Origin of the sequence: Actinocorallia libanotica (assembly GCF_039525175.1) — a bacterium.
Lineage (GTDB): Bacteria > Actinomycetota > Actinomycetes > Streptosporangiales > Streptosporangiaceae > Actinocorallia > Actinocorallia libanotica.
The window spans coordinates 84,472-102,595 of sequence record NZ_BAAAHH010000021.1; the positions used below are offsets into that span (position 1 = coordinate 84,472).

At 70.7% G+C, this 18,124-nt stretch carries 20 protein-coding genes; 10 read left to right on the forward strand and 10 right to left on the reverse strand.

Annotation, left to right across the window (positions count from 1 at the left end; translation table 11 throughout):
• Positions 1-138: 138 nt before the first annotated feature.
• From ABD140_RS23755 to ABD140_RS23765, 3 genes are all read right to left on the reverse strand, one after another.
• Positions 139-396: a hypothetical protein gene (locus ABD140_RS23755; protein ID WP_344243153.1), complete on the reverse strand. Its 258-nt coding sequence runs from the start codon at positions 394-396 to the stop codon at positions 139-141.
• Positions 393-692 (reverse strand): DUF6247 family protein, encoded by a 300-nt coding sequence (locus tag ABD140_RS23760; protein WP_344243154.1) that lies wholly within the window; start codon positions 690-692, stop codon positions 393-395. Before ABD140_RS23760 ends, ABD140_RS23755 begins: the two co-directional genes overlap by 4 nt.
• A gap of 522 nt (positions 693-1,214) precedes the next feature.
• Positions 1,215-2,036 (reverse strand): class I SAM-dependent methyltransferase, encoded by an 822-nt coding sequence (locus ABD140_RS23765; protein WP_344243155.1) that lies wholly within the window; start codon positions 2,034-2,036, stop codon positions 1,215-1,217.
• A gap of 73 nt (positions 2,037-2,109) precedes the next feature.
• Here ABD140_RS23765 and ABD140_RS23770 point away from each other — a divergent pair, with 73 nt between their 5' ends.
• On the forward strand, positions 2,110-2,712 hold the full coding sequence (locus tag ABD140_RS23770) for a TetR/AcrR family transcriptional regulator (protein ID WP_344243156.1): 603 nt from the start codon (positions 2,110-2,112) through the stop codon (positions 2,710-2,712).
• Between the two features lie 554 nt (positions 2,713-3,266).
• Here ABD140_RS23770 and ABD140_RS23775 read toward each other — a convergent pair.
• Together ABD140_RS23775 and ABD140_RS23780 are read right to left on the reverse strand one after the other, a co-directional pair.
• The gene (locus ABD140_RS23775) at positions 3,267-3,674 is read right to left on the reverse strand and encodes a VOC family protein (RefSeq protein WP_344243157.1); all 408 of its coding nucleotides are present in this window, start codon (positions 3,672-3,674) and stop codon (positions 3,267-3,269) included.
• 75 nt (positions 3,675-3,749) lie between these two features.
• Positions 3,750-4,598 (reverse strand): LysR family transcriptional regulator, encoded by an 849-nt coding sequence (locus ABD140_RS23780; RefSeq protein WP_344243158.1) that lies wholly within the window; start codon positions 4,596-4,598, stop codon positions 3,750-3,752.
• A gap of 106 nt (positions 4,599-4,704) precedes the next feature.
• Here ABD140_RS23780 and ABD140_RS23785 point away from each other — a divergent pair, with 106 nt between their 5' ends.
• Together ABD140_RS23785 and ABD140_RS23790 are read left to right on the forward strand one after the other, a co-directional pair.
• A complete protein-coding gene (locus ABD140_RS23785; RefSeq protein ID WP_425544144.1) occupies positions 4,705-5,436 on the forward strand; it encodes an SDR family oxidoreductase in 732 nt (243 codons plus the stop codon).
• Between the two features lie 80 nt (positions 5,437-5,516).
• A complete protein-coding gene (locus ABD140_RS23790) occupies positions 5,517-7,079 on the forward strand; it encodes an AlkA N-terminal domain-containing protein (RefSeq protein WP_344243160.1) in 1,563 nt (520 codons plus the stop codon).
• Here the strand turns inward: ABD140_RS23790 and ABD140_RS23795 are convergent.
• Positions 7,024-8,166 carry an MFS transporter gene (locus ABD140_RS23795; RefSeq protein WP_344243161.1) on the reverse strand — a complete coding sequence of 381 codons (1,143 nt, stop codon included), beginning with the start codon at positions 8,164-8,166 and terminating at the stop codon, positions 7,024-7,026. The two genes, ABD140_RS23790 and ABD140_RS23795, sit on opposite strands and share 56 nt — an antisense overlap.
• A 244-nt stretch (positions 8,167-8,410) precedes the next feature.
• Between ABD140_RS23795 and ABD140_RS23800 the strand changes: the two genes are divergently transcribed.
• The 3 genes from ABD140_RS23800 (at position 8,411) to ABD140_RS23810 (ending at position 10,508) form a co-directional block, all read left to right on the forward strand.
• Positions 8,411-9,298: a helix-turn-helix transcriptional regulator gene (locus ABD140_RS23800; protein ID WP_344243162.1), complete on the forward strand. Its 888-nt coding sequence runs from the start codon at positions 8,411-8,413 to the stop codon at positions 9,296-9,298.
• Positions 9,299-9,306: 8 nt separating this feature from the next.
• Positions 9,307-10,059: an SDR family NAD(P)-dependent oxidoreductase gene (locus ABD140_RS23805; RefSeq protein ID WP_344243163.1), complete on the forward strand. Its 753-nt coding sequence runs from the start codon at positions 9,307-9,309 to the stop codon at positions 10,057-10,059.
• Positions 10,060-10,166: 107 nt separating this feature from the next.
• The gene (locus ABD140_RS23810; RefSeq protein WP_344243164.1) at positions 10,167-10,508 is read left to right on the forward strand and encodes a hypothetical protein; all 342 of its coding nucleotides are present in this window, start codon (positions 10,167-10,169) and stop codon (positions 10,506-10,508) included.
• 41 nt (positions 10,509-10,549) lie between these two features.
• On the opposite strand, the gene ABD140_RS23815 is transcribed toward ABD140_RS23810, so the two are convergent.
• Entirely contained in the window at positions 10,550-11,287 is a 738-nt protein-coding gene (locus ABD140_RS23815; RefSeq protein ID WP_344243165.1) for a siderophore-interacting protein, read from the reverse strand.
• 103 nt (positions 11,288-11,390) lie between these two features.
• On the opposite strand from ABD140_RS23815, the gene ABD140_RS23820 reads away from it, so the two are divergent.
• Positions 11,391-12,116, forward strand: coding sequence for a TetR/AcrR family transcriptional regulator (locus ABD140_RS23820; protein ID WP_344243166.1), 726 nt, complete (start codon positions 11,391-11,393; stop codon positions 12,114-12,116).
• Positions 12,117-12,160: 44 nt separating this feature from the next.
• Here ABD140_RS23820 and ABD140_RS23825 read toward each other — a convergent pair whose 3' ends face one another.
• Positions 12,161-12,604 carry a winged helix-turn-helix transcriptional regulator gene (locus ABD140_RS23825; RefSeq protein WP_344243167.1) on the reverse strand — a complete coding sequence of 148 codons (444 nt, stop codon included), beginning with the start codon at positions 12,602-12,604 and terminating at the stop codon, positions 12,161-12,163.
• 132 nt (positions 12,605-12,736) lie between these two features.
• Here ABD140_RS23825 and ABD140_RS23830 point away from each other — a divergent pair, with 132 nt between their 5' ends.
• The 3 genes from ABD140_RS23830 to ABD140_RS23840 all read left to right on the forward strand — a co-directional run bounded on the left by ABD140_RS23830 (position 12,737) and on the right by ABD140_RS23840 (position 14,994).
• Positions 12,737-13,609, forward strand: a complete 873-nt coding sequence (locus tag ABD140_RS23830; protein WP_344243168.1) for an aldo/keto reductase family oxidoreductase — start codon at positions 12,737-12,739, stop codon at positions 13,607-13,609.
• An 84-nt stretch (positions 13,610-13,693) separates the two neighbouring features.
• Complete coding sequence (locus ABD140_RS23835) at positions 13,694-14,254, forward strand: TetR/AcrR family transcriptional regulator (protein WP_344243169.1); 561 nt, start codon at positions 13,694-13,696, stop codon at positions 14,252-14,254.
• Positions 14,251-14,994 carry a maleate cis-trans isomerase family protein gene (locus ABD140_RS23840; protein WP_344243171.1) on the forward strand — a complete coding sequence of 248 codons (744 nt, stop codon included), beginning with the start codon at positions 14,251-14,253 and terminating at the stop codon, positions 14,992-14,994. Before ABD140_RS23835 ends, ABD140_RS23840 begins: the two co-directional genes overlap by 4 nt.
• 66 nt (positions 14,995-15,060) lie before the next feature.
• On the opposite strand, the gene ABD140_RS23845 is transcribed toward ABD140_RS23840, so the two are convergent.
• Positions 15,061-16,407 (reverse strand): sigma-70 family RNA polymerase sigma factor, encoded by a 1,347-nt coding sequence (locus ABD140_RS23845; RefSeq protein WP_344243172.1) that lies wholly within the window; start codon positions 16,405-16,407, stop codon positions 15,061-15,063.
• Positions 16,408-16,419: 12 nt separating this feature from the next.
• Positions 16,420-18,090, reverse strand: a complete 1,671-nt coding sequence (locus tag ABD140_RS23850) for a ricin-type beta-trefoil lectin domain protein (RefSeq protein WP_344243173.1) — start codon at positions 18,088-18,090, stop codon at positions 16,420-16,422.
• Positions 18,091-18,124 lie beyond the last annotated feature (34 nt).

Below are 18,124 nucleotides of genomic sequence, written 5' to 3' on the forward strand. Positions count from 1 at the left end.
TGAAGAGCTTCTTACCTTTGTGTCCCGCCCCCGCCCGCCGCTACGGGCTTCTCAGCACGACCAGCCTGAAGGCGAGCGCCTCTACTGCTCCGTGACGACGTCTTCGGTCCTGTACTCATCCGCTCAGGTGGAACGAGATCAGCCGACCCAGAGGATGTCGATGATGCGCAAGGTCTGTGTCTCCTCGTCGAGGATGAACGTCAGCATCCCTTGACCGGTCTCGCCGAAGAAGGCGTGCCTCACCACGGACTGACCGGGGCGTTCTGCGACCGCGTCCCAGGGAGAGTGAAGAAGTTCGATCAGACGCTCCAGCAGCGGGCCGTCACGGACCTCCTCCGGCAGGCCGTTCAGCTCATACAGAGCCCGCCCGTGGAAACCGTCGAACTTGTAGCTCACACCCGGCCTTTCCACTCCGGCGGGGCGTAGCGCGTGAACATCTCTGTCCGGCCCTCAACGGCATCCTGGACAGCCTCTTCATAGCCTGGCCGTGCGTAGGCGATCGCCCGTAGACGCCACTGACGCAGCAACGCCTGCACCTGCTTGAAGCGGGCCAGATCATGAGCCGCATCCAAAGCCTCGTCATACTCCGCACGGAACTGGGCGCGATGTGACAGCGGAAGGGCGTCGAAGATCGCAGCCGGATCCTCACCCGGATCACGCGGTTCCACCGGCTCCAGAGGCTGAGGAGTCATGCCGACCAATCTATCTCCCCGACCATCAGCAGGGCCCCGGTAGCCGAACCAGGTCACCACACGACGACAGACGACTCGGACGCGTGCCCGTTGCGTGCCCGAACGGAAGGCGAGCCGCGGTCAACCACGGTCACTCACGGGAAGAGAACCCGAGAATCCGCAGGTCAGCGTCTTGCCAGGCAAGAAGAAAGATCGTTCTCTCCCTTTCAAGGCGGTAGCACGGGTTCGAATCCCATTGGGGATACAGCAAGATCACGAAGAGCCGAGGCCTGAGGTCCCGGCTCTTTTCGTTTTCCCGGTACTCCACCCAGCGCCCAGGCCCTCGCAGGCGCCGTCCCTCCCCGACGGCGTGGTCCCTCGCTCAGCTCGGGGCCGTGCCCATCGGGGGCCGAGCCCCCGAACCCCGGCAAGAGGGTTCCGCCCCCCTGCACCCCCGGCAGGTTCCCCGTCCAAGAACGTCGGGATCTCCCAAGTTCAGGGATCACAACGCATCTCCTGATGTTCCCGTGTTGTGGGGGGAGCTCAGCCGGGGCGGGCGGCGGTCACGGCCAGGGTGGTGTAGTTCATCGTGAAGTGTCCGCCCAGGGAGTCGATGGCGCTGCCGACCGCGTCCAGGATCTCGGTCAGTTGATCGGGGCGCAGTTGGGTGAGGCCGCCGGTGGTGGGGAGCAGGTCCAGCCATTGATCGCGTGTGTAGGACTGCTTCCAGTCGAATCGCCACTGTTCGGGATCGTTGAACTGACCGGTCTCGTGGATCTGGTCGGCGAGCTTCGCGTATGCCGCCCGGTAGAGGTCGAGGGGGCGTCGGGGCGGTTGGCCGCTGAGCGGGGAGTCGGGCGCCGCCCGCCGGTAGGCGGCGGCGAACGGTTCGGCCACCTCGGCGGGTGGCTCGTACACATGCCCGAAGATCGCCAGCCGTCCCTCTGGGCGCAGCACACGTGCCGCTTTCACGGCACCGGTGACCGGTTCCACCCAGTGCCATGACTGTGCGGCGATGACCGCGTCGAACGTCCGGCCGGCCGGCTGCCAGGCTTCGAAGGTCGCCACCTCGACCTGCAGGCCATGGGATCGTGCGAAGTCCGCCATCCGCGCATCGGGCTCGACGCCGAGCACGGTGCAGCCGGCGGCCTGGAACTGGCGGGCCGCGATGCCGGTACCGCAGCCGACGTCGAGCACGTCGGCCCCGGGGCTTCCGGCGACGATCCGCGCCACCAGCTCATCGGGATAGCCGGGCCGGGCCTGGTCGTAGCGTTGCGCGTCCACGCCGAACGACTCGGCCATTCCTCGGGCCTTCTGCGGCTCCCCCGGGGACGGTTCTGGCTGCTCCTGCGCTATTGTGGGCATGCGCCCACCTTAGTGGGCGTGCGCCCACTAAGGCAACGGGTGCCGACGGGGCGACACATGGGAGGAGTGGCGAGTGCCGACTGGCGTGCACCTTCGCGATGCGCGGCGACAACTGTTCGACGCCGCCGAGCGAGTGCTCCTGCGGGACGGACCGAACGGGCTGACCAGCCGGGCCGTCACCGACGAGGCGGGCTGCGCGAAAGGCGTCCTGCACCGGCACTTCCCCGACTTCGACGCCTTCCTCGCCGAACTGGTGCTCAACCGGGCCGCGCAACTCGAGACGCAGGCGAGTGCGCTGCGCGCCTCCGCCGGCACCGGCACGGTGGCCGACAACCTCACCAGCGCCCTGACCACCCTGTTCGGGCCGATCCCGGTGGCGATCATCCCGCTCATCACCTTCCGGGACGAGCTGCGCGCACGGCTGCGGCAGGCCATGCCCGGAGGCGGCATCGCGATCCTCGCCCAGGCCACGACCGCGATCTCCGCCTATCTGGCCGACGAGCGCGAACTGGGCCGTATCGCGGCCGACGCCGACATCGACTCACTCACCCTCTCCTTGGTCGGCGGCGGGCATCTCCTCTTCGCGGACCGCGACCCCGGCCCGCCGACCACGGAATCCGTCGACAAGTTCGTGACATCGGTCATCGCCGAGGCCGTACGACGACGACCGGCCTAGCCCAGGATCGAGCTACCGGCTGGGATCGATCAGCGCCCATCGCGCGGCGGCATTGTCCAGGAAGGCCGTCCGGTCCATAACGCCGAGGACGTGGTCCACGAGCGCGCCGGCCGCGTCGAAGCGCGTTCACGTTCACGTCGAGGGCGTCCAGCAGGCGGTCGGGGACTCGGGCGCGGCCCGCCGCCATAGCGGGATCACGACCGGGCGACCGCAGGCAGGAACATCCATAGGCGCAAGGCAGTGCCTCCGGCAGAGCTCTCCGGATTCGGGAGATCCGGGGTGATCCCAGAGATGGGACCGACGGGCCGGCTCTGGGCCATGAGCATGGTTGGGATTTCGCCGTCAGTGGCCGTGGAAAACGGCGCAGGAGCACCCTGCTGACCCTGGATTACCTCTGGAAGGCCTCCAGCGATCACCAGATCCGATGGGTGCGAGCGGTCTTCGACAAGACCGGCTACGACTACGGCTCACTGGACGCGTACCGAGAGGCGACCCACGAAGAGCGGCGCCGCAAGGGCCGCCTGGACTGAAGCCCTGGGTACGAGCGGGAGCGTCTAGCGCTTGGGCCAGATCGGGCCCTGGTCGGTCCAGGTGACGCCCTTGTTGCGGCACAGGCAGAAGGGGTGGCCGATGGGGTCGGTGTAGACCCGCCAGCCGTAGCCTTCGGGGTTGATGAAATCCTGCTGGAGCGTCGCGCCGAGGGCGAGGATGCGGCGCTGCTCGGGCTCGATCTCGTCCACTTCGAAGTCGAGGTGGAACTGCTTGGGGTGCTCGCTGTCGGGCCACTGCGGAGCGCGGTAGTCGTCCACCCGGATGAAGGCCAGCTCGATCTCGCCGAACTTGATGCCGGCCCAGTCCTCGTCGCTGCCTTCCTTGACCGGGCGGCCCGTCACCGCGGAGTAGAAGGCCGCCAGCTCCATCGTGTCCGGGCAGTCGATGATGAAGTCGGTGAGTCGCAGCATCCCGCGATCTTGCCACAAGATCATGGGGGCCTGGAACTGAGTTTCCCCCGTTCGTTTCAGCGGTTTCCCTGATGGTCAAAGGCGGAGTGCCGTTCGTACGAGAGTGGCGACGGCTTGTGAGCGGCTGTGCGGGGGCCAGGCGATGACCGTGGTGACCTTCGGGGCGTCCATGACCGGGACGGCGACCACGTCGTCGCGTAGTTGGGAGCGGCAGGAGTCGGGTGCCACCATCAAGGCGCGGCCGAGGGAGACGAGTTGCAGGAGCTGTGTGTGGCTCTGTACCTCGGGGCCGGGGCCGGCGGGGTAGGTGCCGTCGGGGCCGGGCCAGCGGGGGGTGGGGAGGTCCTCCGCGTCGGCCAGGTCCTTCAGGTGCAGGGTCTTGCGGGTGGCGAGCGTGTGCGCGGCGGGCAGGACCGCGACCTGTCCTTCGGTGAGGATCTCCTCGGTGTCGAAGCCCGTCGTCTCGTCGAACGGCCGGTGGAGGACGGCCACGTCGGCCTGCCCGTTGCGCAGGAGTCGCTCCTGCGCACCGGGTCTGCAGAGCATCACGTCGACGTGGATCGATCCGGGCTCGGCGGCGTAGGCGTGGAGCAGCTTCGCCAGCAGCTCGCTGGAGGCGCCGGCCTTGGCGGCCAGGACGAGGGCGGGGCGACCGGCGGCGGCACGGGCCGCGCGTTGAGCGCGGTGCTCGGCGGCTTCCAGCGCGTCCAGGGCCGTGCGGCCTTCCCGCAGCAGGACCTCGCCGGCTTCGGTCAGGGTCACCGAGCGGCTGGTGCGCCGCAGCAACGCGGCGCCCAAGCGGCGTTCGAGCTGGAGGATCGCCCGTGACAGCGGCGGCTGGGCGATGCCCAGCCGTTGCGCCGCCCGGCCGAAGTGCAGCTCTTCGGCGACGGCGACGAAATAGCGCAGCTCGCGTGACTCCACCCGGACAGGCTACTCAAGGGGCGACTCCCATCGATACCCGTGCGGTATCGCTCATGACCCGAGCGGTGTTGGACGCCTCCACGAGCCGATCCCCATCATGGAAGGCATGAACACGACCAAAACCGCCCTGGTCACCGGGGCGAACAAGGGAATCGGCTACCAGATCGCGGCGGGTCTGGGCGCGCTGGGCTACAGCGTCGGGATCGGCGCGCGTGACCGGGCCCGGCGCGACGAGGCGGTGGCCGGACTGGTCGAGGCCGGCGTCGACGCCTTCGGTGTCCCGCTGGACGTCACCGATGAGCACAGCGTCACCGCGGCCGCGGACCTGATCGCCGAACGCGTCGGGCATCTGGACGCCCTGGTCAACAACGCCGCCATCACCGGAGGCGGGCCGCAGCAGCCGAGCACCGTCGACCCCGCCGTCATCCGCACGGTCGTGGAGACCAACGTCATCGGTGTCATCCGGGTCACCAACGCCATGCTGCCGCTGCTGCGCCGTGCGGCGTCGCCGCGGATCGTGAACATGTCCAGCAGCGTCGGCTCTTTGACCCGCCAATCCGGCGTGGGCGGCGAGACCACCACCGGCCCGGTGGCCGTGGCCTACGCGCCTTCGAAGTCGTTCCTGAACGCGGTCACCCTGCAGTACGCGCGGGAACTGGCCGACACGGACATCCTCATCAACTGCGCCTGTCCGGGGTTCGTCGCCACCGACCTCAACGGCTTCCGCGGTGTGCGCAGCCCCCAGGAAGGGGCGGCGACCGCCATCCGCCTGGCCACCCTGCCCGACGGCGGCCCCACCGGAGGGTTCTTCGAGGACGCCGGTGTCGTGCCCTGGTGACGGCGCCGGACCGGCCGTCGCGGCAGGGTGATGTCGCGGGACCGCCAGTCCGGTCCTGAGGGCCGGGGCATGCTGGGCGCATGCATGAAGACGTGGAGCGGTGCGTCCGGGCGGTGCGGTCCAGGGACACCCGGTTCGACGGGTGGTTCTTCACCGCGGTGCTGACGACCGGGATCTACTGCCGGCCCAGTTGCCCCGTGATGGCGCCCAAGCCGGAGAACATGAGCTTCTATCCCAGTGCGGCGGCCGCCCAGCAGGCCGGGTTCCGGGCCTGCAAGCGGTGCCGGCCCGACGCGGTTCCGGGCTCCCCCGAATGGAACGAGCGGGCGGACCTGGCCGCCCGCGCCATGCGGTTGATCAAAGACGGGATCGTCGACAGGGAGGGCACGGCCGGGCTGGCGGCCCGGCTGGGGTACTCCCTGCGCCAGATCGAACGCCAGTTGCGGGTCGAGGTCGGCGCCGGGCCCGCCGCGCTGGCCCGGGCCCAGCGCGCCCAGGCCGCCCGGCTGCTCATCGAGACCACCGCGCTGCCCATGGCGGATGTGGCCTTCATGTCGGGCTTCTCCTCTGTCCGTGCTTTCAACGACACCGTGCGCGCGGTGTTCGGCCTGTCCCCTACCGGTCTGCGCAGCCGCGGCCGCGCGGCGGATGTGACCGGTGTGGTCTCCCTACGGCTGCCGTTCCGCGCCCCCTTGTGCCCGGACGACCTGTTCGGGCACCTGGTCGCCTCCTCGGTACCGGGCGTGGAGGAGTGGCGTTCGGGTGCCTATCGGCGCACTCTGCGCCTGCCGCACGGACACGGTGTCGCCGAGCTTCGGCCCGCCGATGCCTCGTATATCCAGTGCACGCTGGCTCTGTCCGACCTGCGCGATCTGACCACCGCCATCAACCGCTGCCGCCGCCTGTTGGACCTGGACGCCGATCCGGTGGCGATCGACGAGCTGCTGGGGCGTGACCCGGTCATGGGTCCGCTGGTCCGCGGAAAACCCGGCCTCCGCATCCCGCAGACCGTCGACGGCGAGGAGTTCTCCATCCGGGCGCTGCTCGGGCAGCAGGCCTCCATGGCGGCCGCGCGCACGCACGCCGCACGTCTGGTGGCCGCCCACGGCGTTCCCGTCACCGATTCCGGCGGAGGGCTCACCCATGTCTTCCCCGCTCCGGCTGCCTTGGCCGGCCTCAATCCGGCCGCCCTGGCGCTGCCGCAGGAACACAGGGCCTCCGTCTTCGCATTGATCGGCTCTCTGGCCTCGGGAGACATCGATCTAGGCGCGGGCAGCGACTGGCGAGACGCCCGCACCGAACTGGAGAGCCTTCCCGGTGTGGAACCGGGGACGGTGGAGACCATCGCGTTGCGCGCGCTGGGTGATCCGGACGCCTTTCCCGCCACGGACCCCGGCATCAGACGGGCGGCCGGCGAGCTCTCCCTGCCGACCGCTCCCGCGGCTCTGATCCACCGTGCCGCCGACTGGCGACCGTGGCGCGGCTACGCCGCGCAGCACCTCTGGTCCGCGGGCGACCGCCCGATCACCCATGACGTCATCACGGCACTTCAAGCGACCGTTCCGAGCCCCGCGTCCCCTTCTGCGTTCAGGTGCCGGCCGGCCAGGTCGGACGCCGGGCGAAGTGAACCCATACGGCCATGACCGCGAGCATGGCGGTGCCGCCGCCGAGGGCCATGACCGCCGACGGCGAGGTGCGGTCCACCACGAGGCCTCCGGCCAGCGCTCCGAGCGAGATCGTCGCCTGGAAGGAAGCGGTGAACAGCACCGAGGCCGCCTCGCGGGAGCCGGGTGCCGCCTTGGCGAACCACGTCTGGGAGGCGACGGGGACGGCACCGTACGCCGCTCCCCAGACGACCAGCAGGGCGGCGGCCCCGACCTCCCAGCGTCCCAGGACCGGCAGTAGCAGCGTGGCCGCCGCGATCAGGCCCGCGGCGAGACCGAAGGCCGCCCGGGGACGCCGCGCCACCAGCGCCCCGCCCGAGAAGTTGCCGATGATCCCCGCGGCACCGTAGACCAGCAGGAAGACGGTGATCAGCCGGGGACCGGCGTCGGTGACCTGTTCGAGGAACGGAGCCACGTAGGTGTAGGCCCCGAAGTGCGCCAGCACGACCAGGAAGGTCAGCAGCAGCGCGAAACGCGTGTCGACGCTCCGGAGCATGCCGCGCAGCACGCTCAGGCGGGTCGCCTGGACCGGCGGCAGCGGCGGCATCACCAGGAGCAGCATGAACAGGACGCCGAACGCGAGAACGCCCAGGACGACGAAAGCCGTGCGCCAGCCGGCCAGGTCGCCGATGAAGGTGCCGGCCGGCACACCGAGCACCGAACCCAGCGGCACCGCGGAGAAGATCACCGCTGTGGCGCGGCCGACCGACTCGGCGGGTACCAGGCGTTCGGCCAGTCCGGCGCCGATCGACCAGAAGCCGCCGATGACGACGCCGACGACGACGCGGGAGAGCAGGACGAGCCAGTAGTCCGATGCCACGGCGGCCAGAAGGTTCGCCATGGCGAGCAGGAGCATGAACACGCACAGCATCAGACGGCGGTCGATACGCGTGGTCGCCACGGTGACCAGCGGCGCGGAGACCGCCGCCAGGAACCCGGGCATGGTCATCATCAGCCCCGCCATCCCGTCGGAGACGGCGAAACCGGCACCGATCCCGGTGAGCAGGCCGATCGGCAGGATCTCGGTGGTGACGATCGAGAAGATGCCCAGCGTCACCGTGACCACGGCCGGCCATCCGGACGACGGAGACCGGAGGGGTCGCCCGGCTCTGCCAGGGGGATGCGCGGTGGCGGTGCTCGTCGAGATCATGAATTCCGTCCTGTGAGGATCCTGTCGCTGCGTGATCAGTTCAACAGGCCCCGCACCGTGAAGGCTGGCCGATCCGCGACGTCACCCTCGGGACGCGGGGTGATCCCCCGCCGCCGGGCGCACCAGGCGAGGTTCGTGGATCGCGACATAGCATGATCAAGTGGACGTTTCCCGACTTCCCGCGGATGCGCGGCGGCGGCGCGGCTCCGAGATGCGCGCGTTCCTCCGGTCGCGGCGGGCCCGGGTGACGCCCGCCGACGTGGGCATGCCGGCCGGCCAAGGCCGTCGTACGCCCGGGCTGCGGCGGGAGGAGGTGGCCGTGCTCGCCGGCGTGGGAGTGTCCTGGTACACCTGGCTGGAGCAGGGGCGCGACATCAACGTCTCCGCCGACGTCCTGGACGCCGTCGCCAGGGTGCTGCGCCTGGAGCCCGCCGAGCGCGAGCACCTGTATCTCCTCGCCGGCCTCAATCCGCCACGGGCGGCGCCTTCCGAAGGGCGGGTCCCCGATGCCGTGCGGCGGCTGCTGGAGGGCTGGCTGCCGCGACCCGCGTACGTCATCGACCGGCACTGGAACGTCCTCGCCCTCAACCGCGCGGCGGAGATCGTGTTCCAGTGCAACGAGTACGACCACAACTGCCTGGTCAGCTTCTTCACCAACGCCCGCTACCGCGCGGCGGTCGTGGACTGGCACGACGCGGCGCGGGCGATGGTCGGCATGTTCCGGGCGGACGCCGCCCGCTACCCGGACGATCCCGCGTTCGGCCGCCTGGCCGCGGACATGTGCGCCGCGAGCCCCGCCTTCGCCGAGATCTGGGCGGAGCTCCCCGTCGGCGGCCCCACCCATGGCACCAAGGCCCTGGAGGTCCCCGGCCTGGGGACGCTGACCTTCGAGGCCACCGTCCTGCCGCTGCCCGAGCTGCCCGGCCACCGCCTGTCGCTGCACGTCCCCATGCCCGGGACGGGAACGGAGGCCCTGCTGGAGCGCTTGATAGTGGTGTCAGACCCAGGTTCGGCCGACACTGCCGCGCAGGCTGGCGCCGCTCGATGATCGTCGTCATGAAGCGATTCACGAACAGAACGGCTCTGATCACCGGCGGCACGAGCGGCATCGGGTTCGCGACCGCGCGCAGGCTCCTCGACGAGGGCGCGTACGTCGTCATCACCGGCCGCGACCAGGCCCGCCTCGACGCCGCGGCGGAACGCCTGGGCTCCGAGCGGGTCCTGCCCGTCCGCGCGGACGTCAGCGTCGACGCCGACCTCGATCTCCTCGTGCGGCGCGTCGAGACCTGGCGCGGCGCTCTCGACGTCGTCTTCGCCAATGCCGGCATCGCGGACTTCAAGTCGGAGTTCACCCCGGAGGACTTCGACCGCACCGTCGGCATCAACTTCAAGGGGGTGTTCTTCACGATCCAGAAGGCGCTGCCGCTGATGGGCGACGGAGGCGCCGTCGTCATCAACGCCTCCTGGACCCTGCACCGCGGCCTCCCGGTGGCCTCGCTCTACGCGGCCGGTAAAGCGGCCGTGCACAATCTCGCCCGCACGTTCGGCACCGATCTCGCGCCCCGCGGCATCCGCGTCAACTCCGTCAGCCCCGGCTACATCGCGACCGAGATGTACCGGTCCGCCATCGACCCCGACGCGCAGGACCGCATCCTGGCGGAGGTGCCGCTCGGCTCGCTCGGCCACCCGGACGACGTCGCCGCCGCCGTCGCCTTCCTGGCCTCGGAAGACGCGTCGTACATCACGGGCCAGGACCTCGTCATCGACGGCGGCCTCGTGGGAGCGGCACCCCTCGGACTGCGCCTTTGACGGCCTTACCCGGACGCCCCGGCGGCCCGGGCCGGAACAGGACCCCGGTCCCTGGAGACCGGGGCCCCGGCCTCGGAAGAATCGCCGCACCGACGAAGGGGGGCGTGATGGGATACGCGTTCAGGTGCGCGGACGACAGCGGGCACAATCTGTCCATCACGGGCAGCGAGATGGTGGACGTGCGCGAGACGCTCCGCTTGGCGATCTCCCTGGCGGAAGGCGAGAGCGTCATCCAGATGCACAAATTCGAATCCAACGACGAGTGGATCGTCACGCCCGAGGAATGCCGCGAGATCGCCCGCCTGCTCGGCGGCCGCGAGGGTGAATACATCGTCTCCGAGTACCGCAACTTCGTGGACGGAGTCTCCGACGGCCTCCTCGGCAACGTCCGCGACCTGGCCGAGCTCGGCGCCCGAGCCGCCGACCACGGCGGTATCCGCGTCTACTGACCCGAGCCGGTCGTGTTCCCCGCGGGTCGTGGTGTGCCGGGTCAGTGCAGGCCGCGCTTGCCGGGGGTCCAGAACGGCTTGACCTTGATGGAGGTGCGGGGCCAGGAGCGTTCGCGGACCAGGAAGTCGCGGACCATCTGGCAGGTCCTGGCCTCGCCCGCCACGTAGGCGGCTCCGGAGCCGGTCGGCAGGTCGAGTTCGGCGACGGCCGCGAGCAGCACTCCTGAGGAGGCGGCCTGCGCGCCGTGGCGGTGGACGCGCGTCAGGGGGCGGGGTGCCGGGACGGGCAGGTCGTGCTCGGGAGCTTCGCCTTCCAGGACCCCGTACACCTCGGCTGAAGCGCCCAGAGCCCGGATCATCGGGCCGAAGGCGGCGCTGGCGGTCTCCTCGCCGATGAACACGTGGAAGTCCGCTTCGCGGGTGAAGAAGTCGCCTTGCGGCCACCAGAAGGTCACCCGGTCACCGGGGCGGGCCGTGCGCGCCCACTCCAGGCCGATGCCGTCGCCTTCGTACAGGTGGATCCGCAGTTCCAGGGCCTGTCGCTCGAAGTCCCAGATCGTGTAGGTGCGCAGCGTCTCGGCCGGGCGCAGGATGCCCGACACCGACAGCGGGTCCTTCAACTGGATCCTGACGTGCTGGCCGGGCGTGTAGGGGAACGCGACGGGCTCGTCGGTCTCCAGCCGGATACGCCGCATGGCGGGGGTGACCTGCTCGGCGACGGTGATCCTCGCCTCCATGGCGTACTTGCCGAAGACCGCGGTGAGCGGATTGCGCGGCATGCCAAATCTCCTTAATGGCTCTAAATTTACTTAGAGCCATTAAGGAAACATAGATACTCTAGGATGTCAACGGCCGTGAAGCGACGCGAGGAGAGGGGCGAGGATGACCGCACGCACGCCCAGCAGGCGGGAGAAGCTGCGCCAGGCCACCCTGGAGGAGATCCACGCGGCCGCGCGCAGGCTCCTGGTCGAACAGGGGACGGCCGCGGTGACCATCAACGCGGTCGCCAGGCAGGTCGGCATGAGCGGCCCCGCCCTGTACCACTACTACGCCGGCCACGACGAGCTGGTCGGCGCGGTGACCGCCGGCTTCTTCCGCGAACTGGCCGCCGCCATGGAACAGGCCCGCGACGCCCGTGCCGACGCACCCGCCGGTGAGCGCATCCTGGCCGCCTGCCGCGCCATGCGCGCCTGGGCCGTCGCCCACCCCGCCGAGTTCGGCTGGATCTTCGCCAGCCCGATCAGCCCCCCGGACCGGCGACCGGACTCCGTGCGCCACCGGGCCGCGCAGCGCTTCGAACAGATCCTGCTGGACCTGACCGCCGAGCTCTGGCGGACCCACCCGTTCCCCGTGCCCGACACGGACGCCATGCCCGCCTCCCAGCGCGAGCAGCTGACCGCCTACTCCGCCTCCATCGACGGCCTGCTGCCGCCCGCGGCCGCACACGTCTTCCTGTCCTGCTGGATCCGCCTGTACGGCCTGCTGTGCATGGAAGTCCTCCACCAACTGGACTTCGCCTACACCGACCTCGAACCCGTCTTCGAAGAGTGCCTGCGCGACCTGGCCCACGCCCTCGCCCTGGACGGCACCGGCCGCCCCGCCGGCTGAACGCCTCGACGCCCCTCCCCTGACCGGGGCGCCGCGTCCGGCGTTCAGCCGGTGCGGTCGTCGTCGTACGCCGCGCGGTGAGTGAGCACGTCGTCCATGTGCGTCTCGGCCCAGGTCTTGAGGCCGCGCATCATGTGGTGCAGGGAGAGGCCGAGCTCGGTCAGCTCGTAGGAGACCGTGACGGGGACGGTGGGCGTCACGGTGCGGGTGACGAGGCCGTCGCGTTCCAGGGAGCGCAGCGTCTGCGTGAGCATTTTCTGGCTGACGCCGACCAGCAGGCGCGACAGCTCCGAGTAGCGCATCGACCGGGGCTCACCGGCGCAGTCGGCGTCCGGCCGGGGCGAGCCGCCGCCGCCCAGTGCGGCCAGGATCAGCGCGACCCATTTGCCGGAGATCCGTTCGAGCAGCTTGCGGCTCGGGCAGACCGCCAGGAAGGCGTCGTACTCCACCTTGGCCTGCGCTCGTCTCCGGTCCGCCGTCATGGCCATCGATCGCTCCTCCCACCCCTGGGTGCCTTACGCACTTTCAGGTGCCTACTTCCCGTTGGAGAGCAACATACCTATGTTGGCGAACAACGCCGAAAAGGCACCCCTACCAGCACATCCATGAAGGACAGAGATATGAGCGCACCTTCCGTTCCCCTTCCCGGTGGCACCTGGACCCTGGGCGATCTGACCGTCACCCGCTTCGGCTACGGCGCCATGCAACTCGCCGGCCCCAACGTCATGGGCCCGCCCGCCGACCATGACGGCGCGCTCGCCGTCCTGCGCGAGGCCGCCGAACTCGGGATCACCCACATCGACACCGCCGGCGCCTACGGCCCACGTGTCACCAACCGGTTGATCCGTGAAGCGCTGCACCCCTATCCCGACGCGCTGCACATCGTGACCAAGGTCGGCGCCGTCCGCGATGAGCAGGGTGGTTGGCCTCCGGCCCGGCGCCCTGAGGAACTGCGCCGCGCCGTCCACGAGAACCTGCAGGACCTCGGCCTCGACGCGCTCGACGTGGTCAACCTCCGGATCGGCGACGCCCAGGGCCCGCAGTCCGGCTCCCTCGCCGAGCCCTTCGAGGCCCTCGTCGAACTCCAGCGGCAGGGCCTGATCCGGCACCTCGGCGTGAGCAACGCGACGGCGGAACAGGTCGCCGAGGCACGCACGATCGCGCCGATCGTCTGCGTGCAGAACATGTACAACCTCGCCCACCGCCAGGACGACGAGCTGATCGACGAACTCGCCCGCGAGGGCATCGCCTACGTGCCCTTCTTCCCGCTCGGCGGCTTCACCCCGCTGCAGTCCTCGGCGCTCTCCGCCGTGGCCTCCCGGCTCAACGCGACGCCGATGTCGGTCGCCTTGGCCTGGCTGCTGCGGCGATCACCGAACATCCTGCTCATCCCCGGCACCTCGTCAGTGGCGCACCTCCGCGAGAACGCCGCCGGCGCGGGCCTCCCCCTCTCCGCCGAGGACCTCGCCGAACTGGACGGAATCGGCCGCTAGGCGGCGACTTCGAAGGAGTCACGTCGGCGCCCCGGTCACCTGGAGCGCCGACCAAAAACCAGTACAAGATGTATCGTCAATCCCGTGACACGACCCGGACGTCCGGCGGGACCGGCCGCCGAAACACGGGAGGCCGTGCTCAACGCCGCGCTCGACCTGGTCCTCGCCGAAGGCGCCGCCGCGCTGACCCCCCAGCGGCTGCACACCGTCACGGGAGTGTCCCGCTCGACCGTCTACCGGCACTGGCCCACCCCGCGCGCCGTCCTCGAGGACCTCATCGCGGTGGCGCCGCACCCCCCGCGGCGCTCCGGCGGGGACTGGGGAACCGACCTGCACGCCGAGGTCGACCTGCTGTGCGACAGGCTGCGCGACAAGCCCGTCGGCGTGTTCCTGCGCGCCCTCGTCACCGCGGCGGCGGCCGACCCCACGGCCGCCGAACTGCGGCACCGCTACGTCGCCGACCTGCTCGCGCCCTTCCACCACGTCCTGCGCGCCGCCGGCGTCCCGGCCCCGGCCGCCGAGGACGCCGTCGCGGCGATCATCTCGCCGCTGCTCCTGGACGCCCTGCTCCTCGACCGGCCCGCCGACCGCGCCCGGGCGCACCGGACCGCCGACGACATCATCGCGCAACTGGAGAGAACATGACGAACGCCGTGGGGCCCCGCGCCGTCTTCGGAGTGATCGTGCCCAGCACGAACACCGTCGTCGAGCACGACTACTGGACGGCCGGGATACCCGGCGTCGCCTACCGCGCCGGATCGATGCACATCCCGAACCCGGTCATGGGCGACGACGCGGACTTCCAGGCGCTGCTCGGCCAGATCCGGGCGTCGATCGACACGGCCGTCCGCGACGTCCTCACCGCCGAGCCCGACCGCATGGTGATGGGCATGTCCGCGGAGACGTTCTGGGGCGGCGTCGAGGGCAACGCGGCCTTCGAACAGCGGCTGCGCGAGCGCACCGGCCTGCCCGTCACCACGGGCGCGAGCGCCTGCCGCGCCGCGCTGCACGAGCTCGGCCTCCGCCGCGTCGCGGTCTTCTCCCCCTACCAGCCGATCGCCGACAAGGAGGTCGGCCGCTTCTTCACCGAAGCGGGCTTCGACGTCGCCGCCGTCACCGGTCTGCGCTGCCCGACCGCCATGGACATCGCCCGCGTCCCCGACGACCGCCTCCGCGACGTCGTCGCCGCCCTGGACGCCCCCGACGTCGAGGCCATCGTCCAGGTCGGCACCAATCTCTCCTTCGTCTCCCTGGCCTCCCGCCTGGAAGAGGAGCTCGGCAAACCCGTCATCGCCATCAACGCCGCCACCCTCTGGCACGCCCTGCGCGACCACGGCCTCGACGACCGCGTCCCCGGCGCGGGCACCCTCCTCCGCGACCACTGACCCGCACGGCTTCACGGGAACCGCTCCGCGTGGAGGACCCGCTGGAGAAACCGTCCTCGGCGGGGGTCAGGTGAGGGTGAAGTGCTGGTCCTGGGAGTCGGTGTAGGGGCCGTAGAGGATGTAGGGGGTGGGGTTGGGGGTGCCGTTGAAGGGCTTGCCGGTGGAGAGGGCGGCGCGGGTGGTGTCGTCGATCAGGCGGGGGACGCCGTCGGAGAAGCGGGGGGTGGACCAGGTGCCGGCGGTGGAGCAGGGGGCGGTGCGGAGGGCTCGGATGCCGCCGCCGTTGAACGAGGTGCGGTCGTAGTGCTCGGCTGCGGCGAGGCAGCGGCCGGTGGCCGCGTTGACGAGGCGGAAGTGGTCCTTGCCTTCGCGGCGCCAGGCCGTTCGGGGGTCGTCGCAGGGGAGGGGGACGGCCGCTCGGCCGGTCACGCCTACGCAGGCGGCGCCTGATCGACGGATGCGGACTCCGTCCAGGACCTGCTTGGGCTGGAGTGCCGGTACGGACAAGGACCGGGTGGCCGCGGGGCGGGCGGTGGCCGCGGCGGGCGGGGGTGTTCTCGGCGGCTCGTCCATGGCCACGATCAGTCCGGCGGTCACGGCTCCCGCGGCGGCCAGGGCGCCTCCCGCCAGCGCCAGTTTCGTCGCCCATCCCGTTGCCGCGGCAGGGACGACGACGGGGGCGGTGGAGTTCGCGGGGGGAAAGAGCAGCGCTATCGGGAGGGACGCGCGCAGTGTCGTGTTGAGGTCGAGCAGGCCGGCGTGGGTGCGGGCGCAGGAAGGGCACACGTCCAGGTGCTGCCGGAGGGCGCGGGGGCGGCGGGCGGCGGGCTTGCGGACGGCCTTGGCGAGGTGGTCGGCGTAGGCGCGGCACTCGGGGGCGGACGCGCGGGCGGCGTGCGCGGTCAGGAAGGCACGGCGCAGCCCTTCGCGGGCGCGGAAGGCGAGCACGTTGATGTTGTTGGCGGTCGTGCCGAGCAGCTCGGCGACCCGGTCGGGACTTTCGTTCTCGATGAGCGTGTGCCATAGGACGGTCTTCCACCGTTCGGGCAGCGACTCGTAGGCGTCGGCGGCCAGCGCGGCCACTTCCGATACGGTCTCGTCCCCTTCGGGCAGGTCCTCGAACTCGGCGGTCAGCACCGACCGGCCGTCGGCCTGCGACCAGGCCGACGCGGTGTTCCGCACGACCGTGTACAGGTAGGGGCGCCAGCCCCCGGACGGCCCGCCCGTTCCCGAGCGGACCGTCTGAAGGGTGCGGGTGAACGCCTCGCTGGCGAGGTCCTCGGCGAGCTGCGGCCGGCGGCACAGCCTTCCGGCGAAGGCGAGGACGGCGGCGTGGTGCCGCCGGTACAGCTCCTCGACCGCCTGCTCGTCGCCGTCGCGGACCCGCGCGGTGAGCTCAGCGTCCTCGATCACCCCGCCTTCCTATCAGGCCAGCCGGAATTGCCGGGTCTGGTCGGGATAGGGAATCCCCGCGTGGACAGAGATTTTCTTCGCGGGATTCCCGGCGTAGACGACGACCTGGTCGCTCTGCGACGCCTCGCCGCGCACCGCCTTGAGGCTCGCGTTCTCGATCGTCACGCTCCCGTCGGCGGCCGTCCGGAACATCCACAGCTGGTCGCGGTTCTTGCCGCTGCACGCCTGCATCTTCAGGGACCGGACCCCGTTCTGGACCGCGCCGAGCGTGAGGCACCTCCCGTCGAGCCGCAGCCCGACGCCGAGCCGCGCCGTCGGCACCCGCTCCCAGCGCGTCGAGCACGCCCCCAGCGCGACCTTGCCGCCCTTCACGGTGAGGCAGGTGCCGTACGGGACGCTCCGCAGCGCCGCCCGGCGCAGCGCGGGCCGGACGGCCGAGCCCTTCCGTACCGCGAAGTCCTGGACGAGTCCGGTGCCGCCGCCGCGCACGACCAGGGCTCCGGCGCGCTTCTCCCCGTTCTGGACGGTGAGAGCCGCGTTCTTCATCCCGCCCGTGCGGTTGACGAAGTTCGTACCGTTGCTCGGCAGCCACTGCTGGGCCCGCTTGCCCGGGACGCACGCGGCGGACACGACCGGCGCGACGCGCGCGTTCGGCTTGGTGGACATCTGCAGGCACTTGCCGGTGCCGAGGTTGCGCAGCGTCACGTAACCGGACTTGTCGATCCGCCGCTGCCACGTCTGGACGGTCACCGACCGGCAGGGCAGCAGGATCACCGCGGCGCGGCCGCCGTCCAGGCACTGGTTCGCCTCCGCCACCTGCAACCGCATGTTGACCGCCGCGGTGGGCTTCCCGGAGATCAGGTACGGGCTGAACGCGACGTTCCGGTTGCGGGGCAGCTTCTTCCTGCCCTTCAGCGGTTTCGGCTCGAAGTACCGGAAGTCGTCGGTCCGGCAGGAGTCCAGCAGGTAGTTGGACGCCGCGTCCCGGGTGCACTCGGGACGCGTGCCCAGGTTCCGGCACAACGGGTCGTTGCCGTTCTGTCCCTTCCCGTTCTGGCCGCAGTGCGACAGGCCGAACGAATGCCCGAACTCGTGCGTCAGCCCGGCCTCGCTCCAGCACCAGCGCGGCAGGATGGCGCCGCCGTTGCTGAGCCCCGCGTCGGCGCCGCCGCCCGTGCACGACGTGGTGATCTCGTCGTCGGCGACGAACAGCAGCAGCTTCACCCGGTTCTGGGAGATCGCCTTCCGCACCGCGGCCGGCAGCTCGGCCGAGTAGTTCTTGACGAACTCCCCGCCGATCTCCGCCCGGTTCCGCCCCTGGGCGAATTCCATCGACGCCACCATTGGACGGCACCCCGAACCCGGGATGAACCGGATCCGCCGCGACGTCCCGAACCGGCGCGCGCTCGCGTCGAACGTCTGGTCCGTCTCCCACAGCGTCCTGCGGATCGTCCCGACGTCCTTCGCCGTCGCCTTCTTCCCCGGCAGATGGACGTGAACGGGGAGCACCCACCCCTTCCCGGGGCCATCCTTCCGGTCACAGGCGAACCGCGCCGGACTCGACGGCACGGACGTGGCGGCCGCGACCGGCCGCGCACCCTGATCGCCGCCCCACGACGCCCAGCCGACCACACCTCCGGCGACCAGCGCCGCGACGGCGGCCACCAGCACGACAATTCTCATCTCGGACTCCTCTCACCTTCAAGGAGTCATCCGG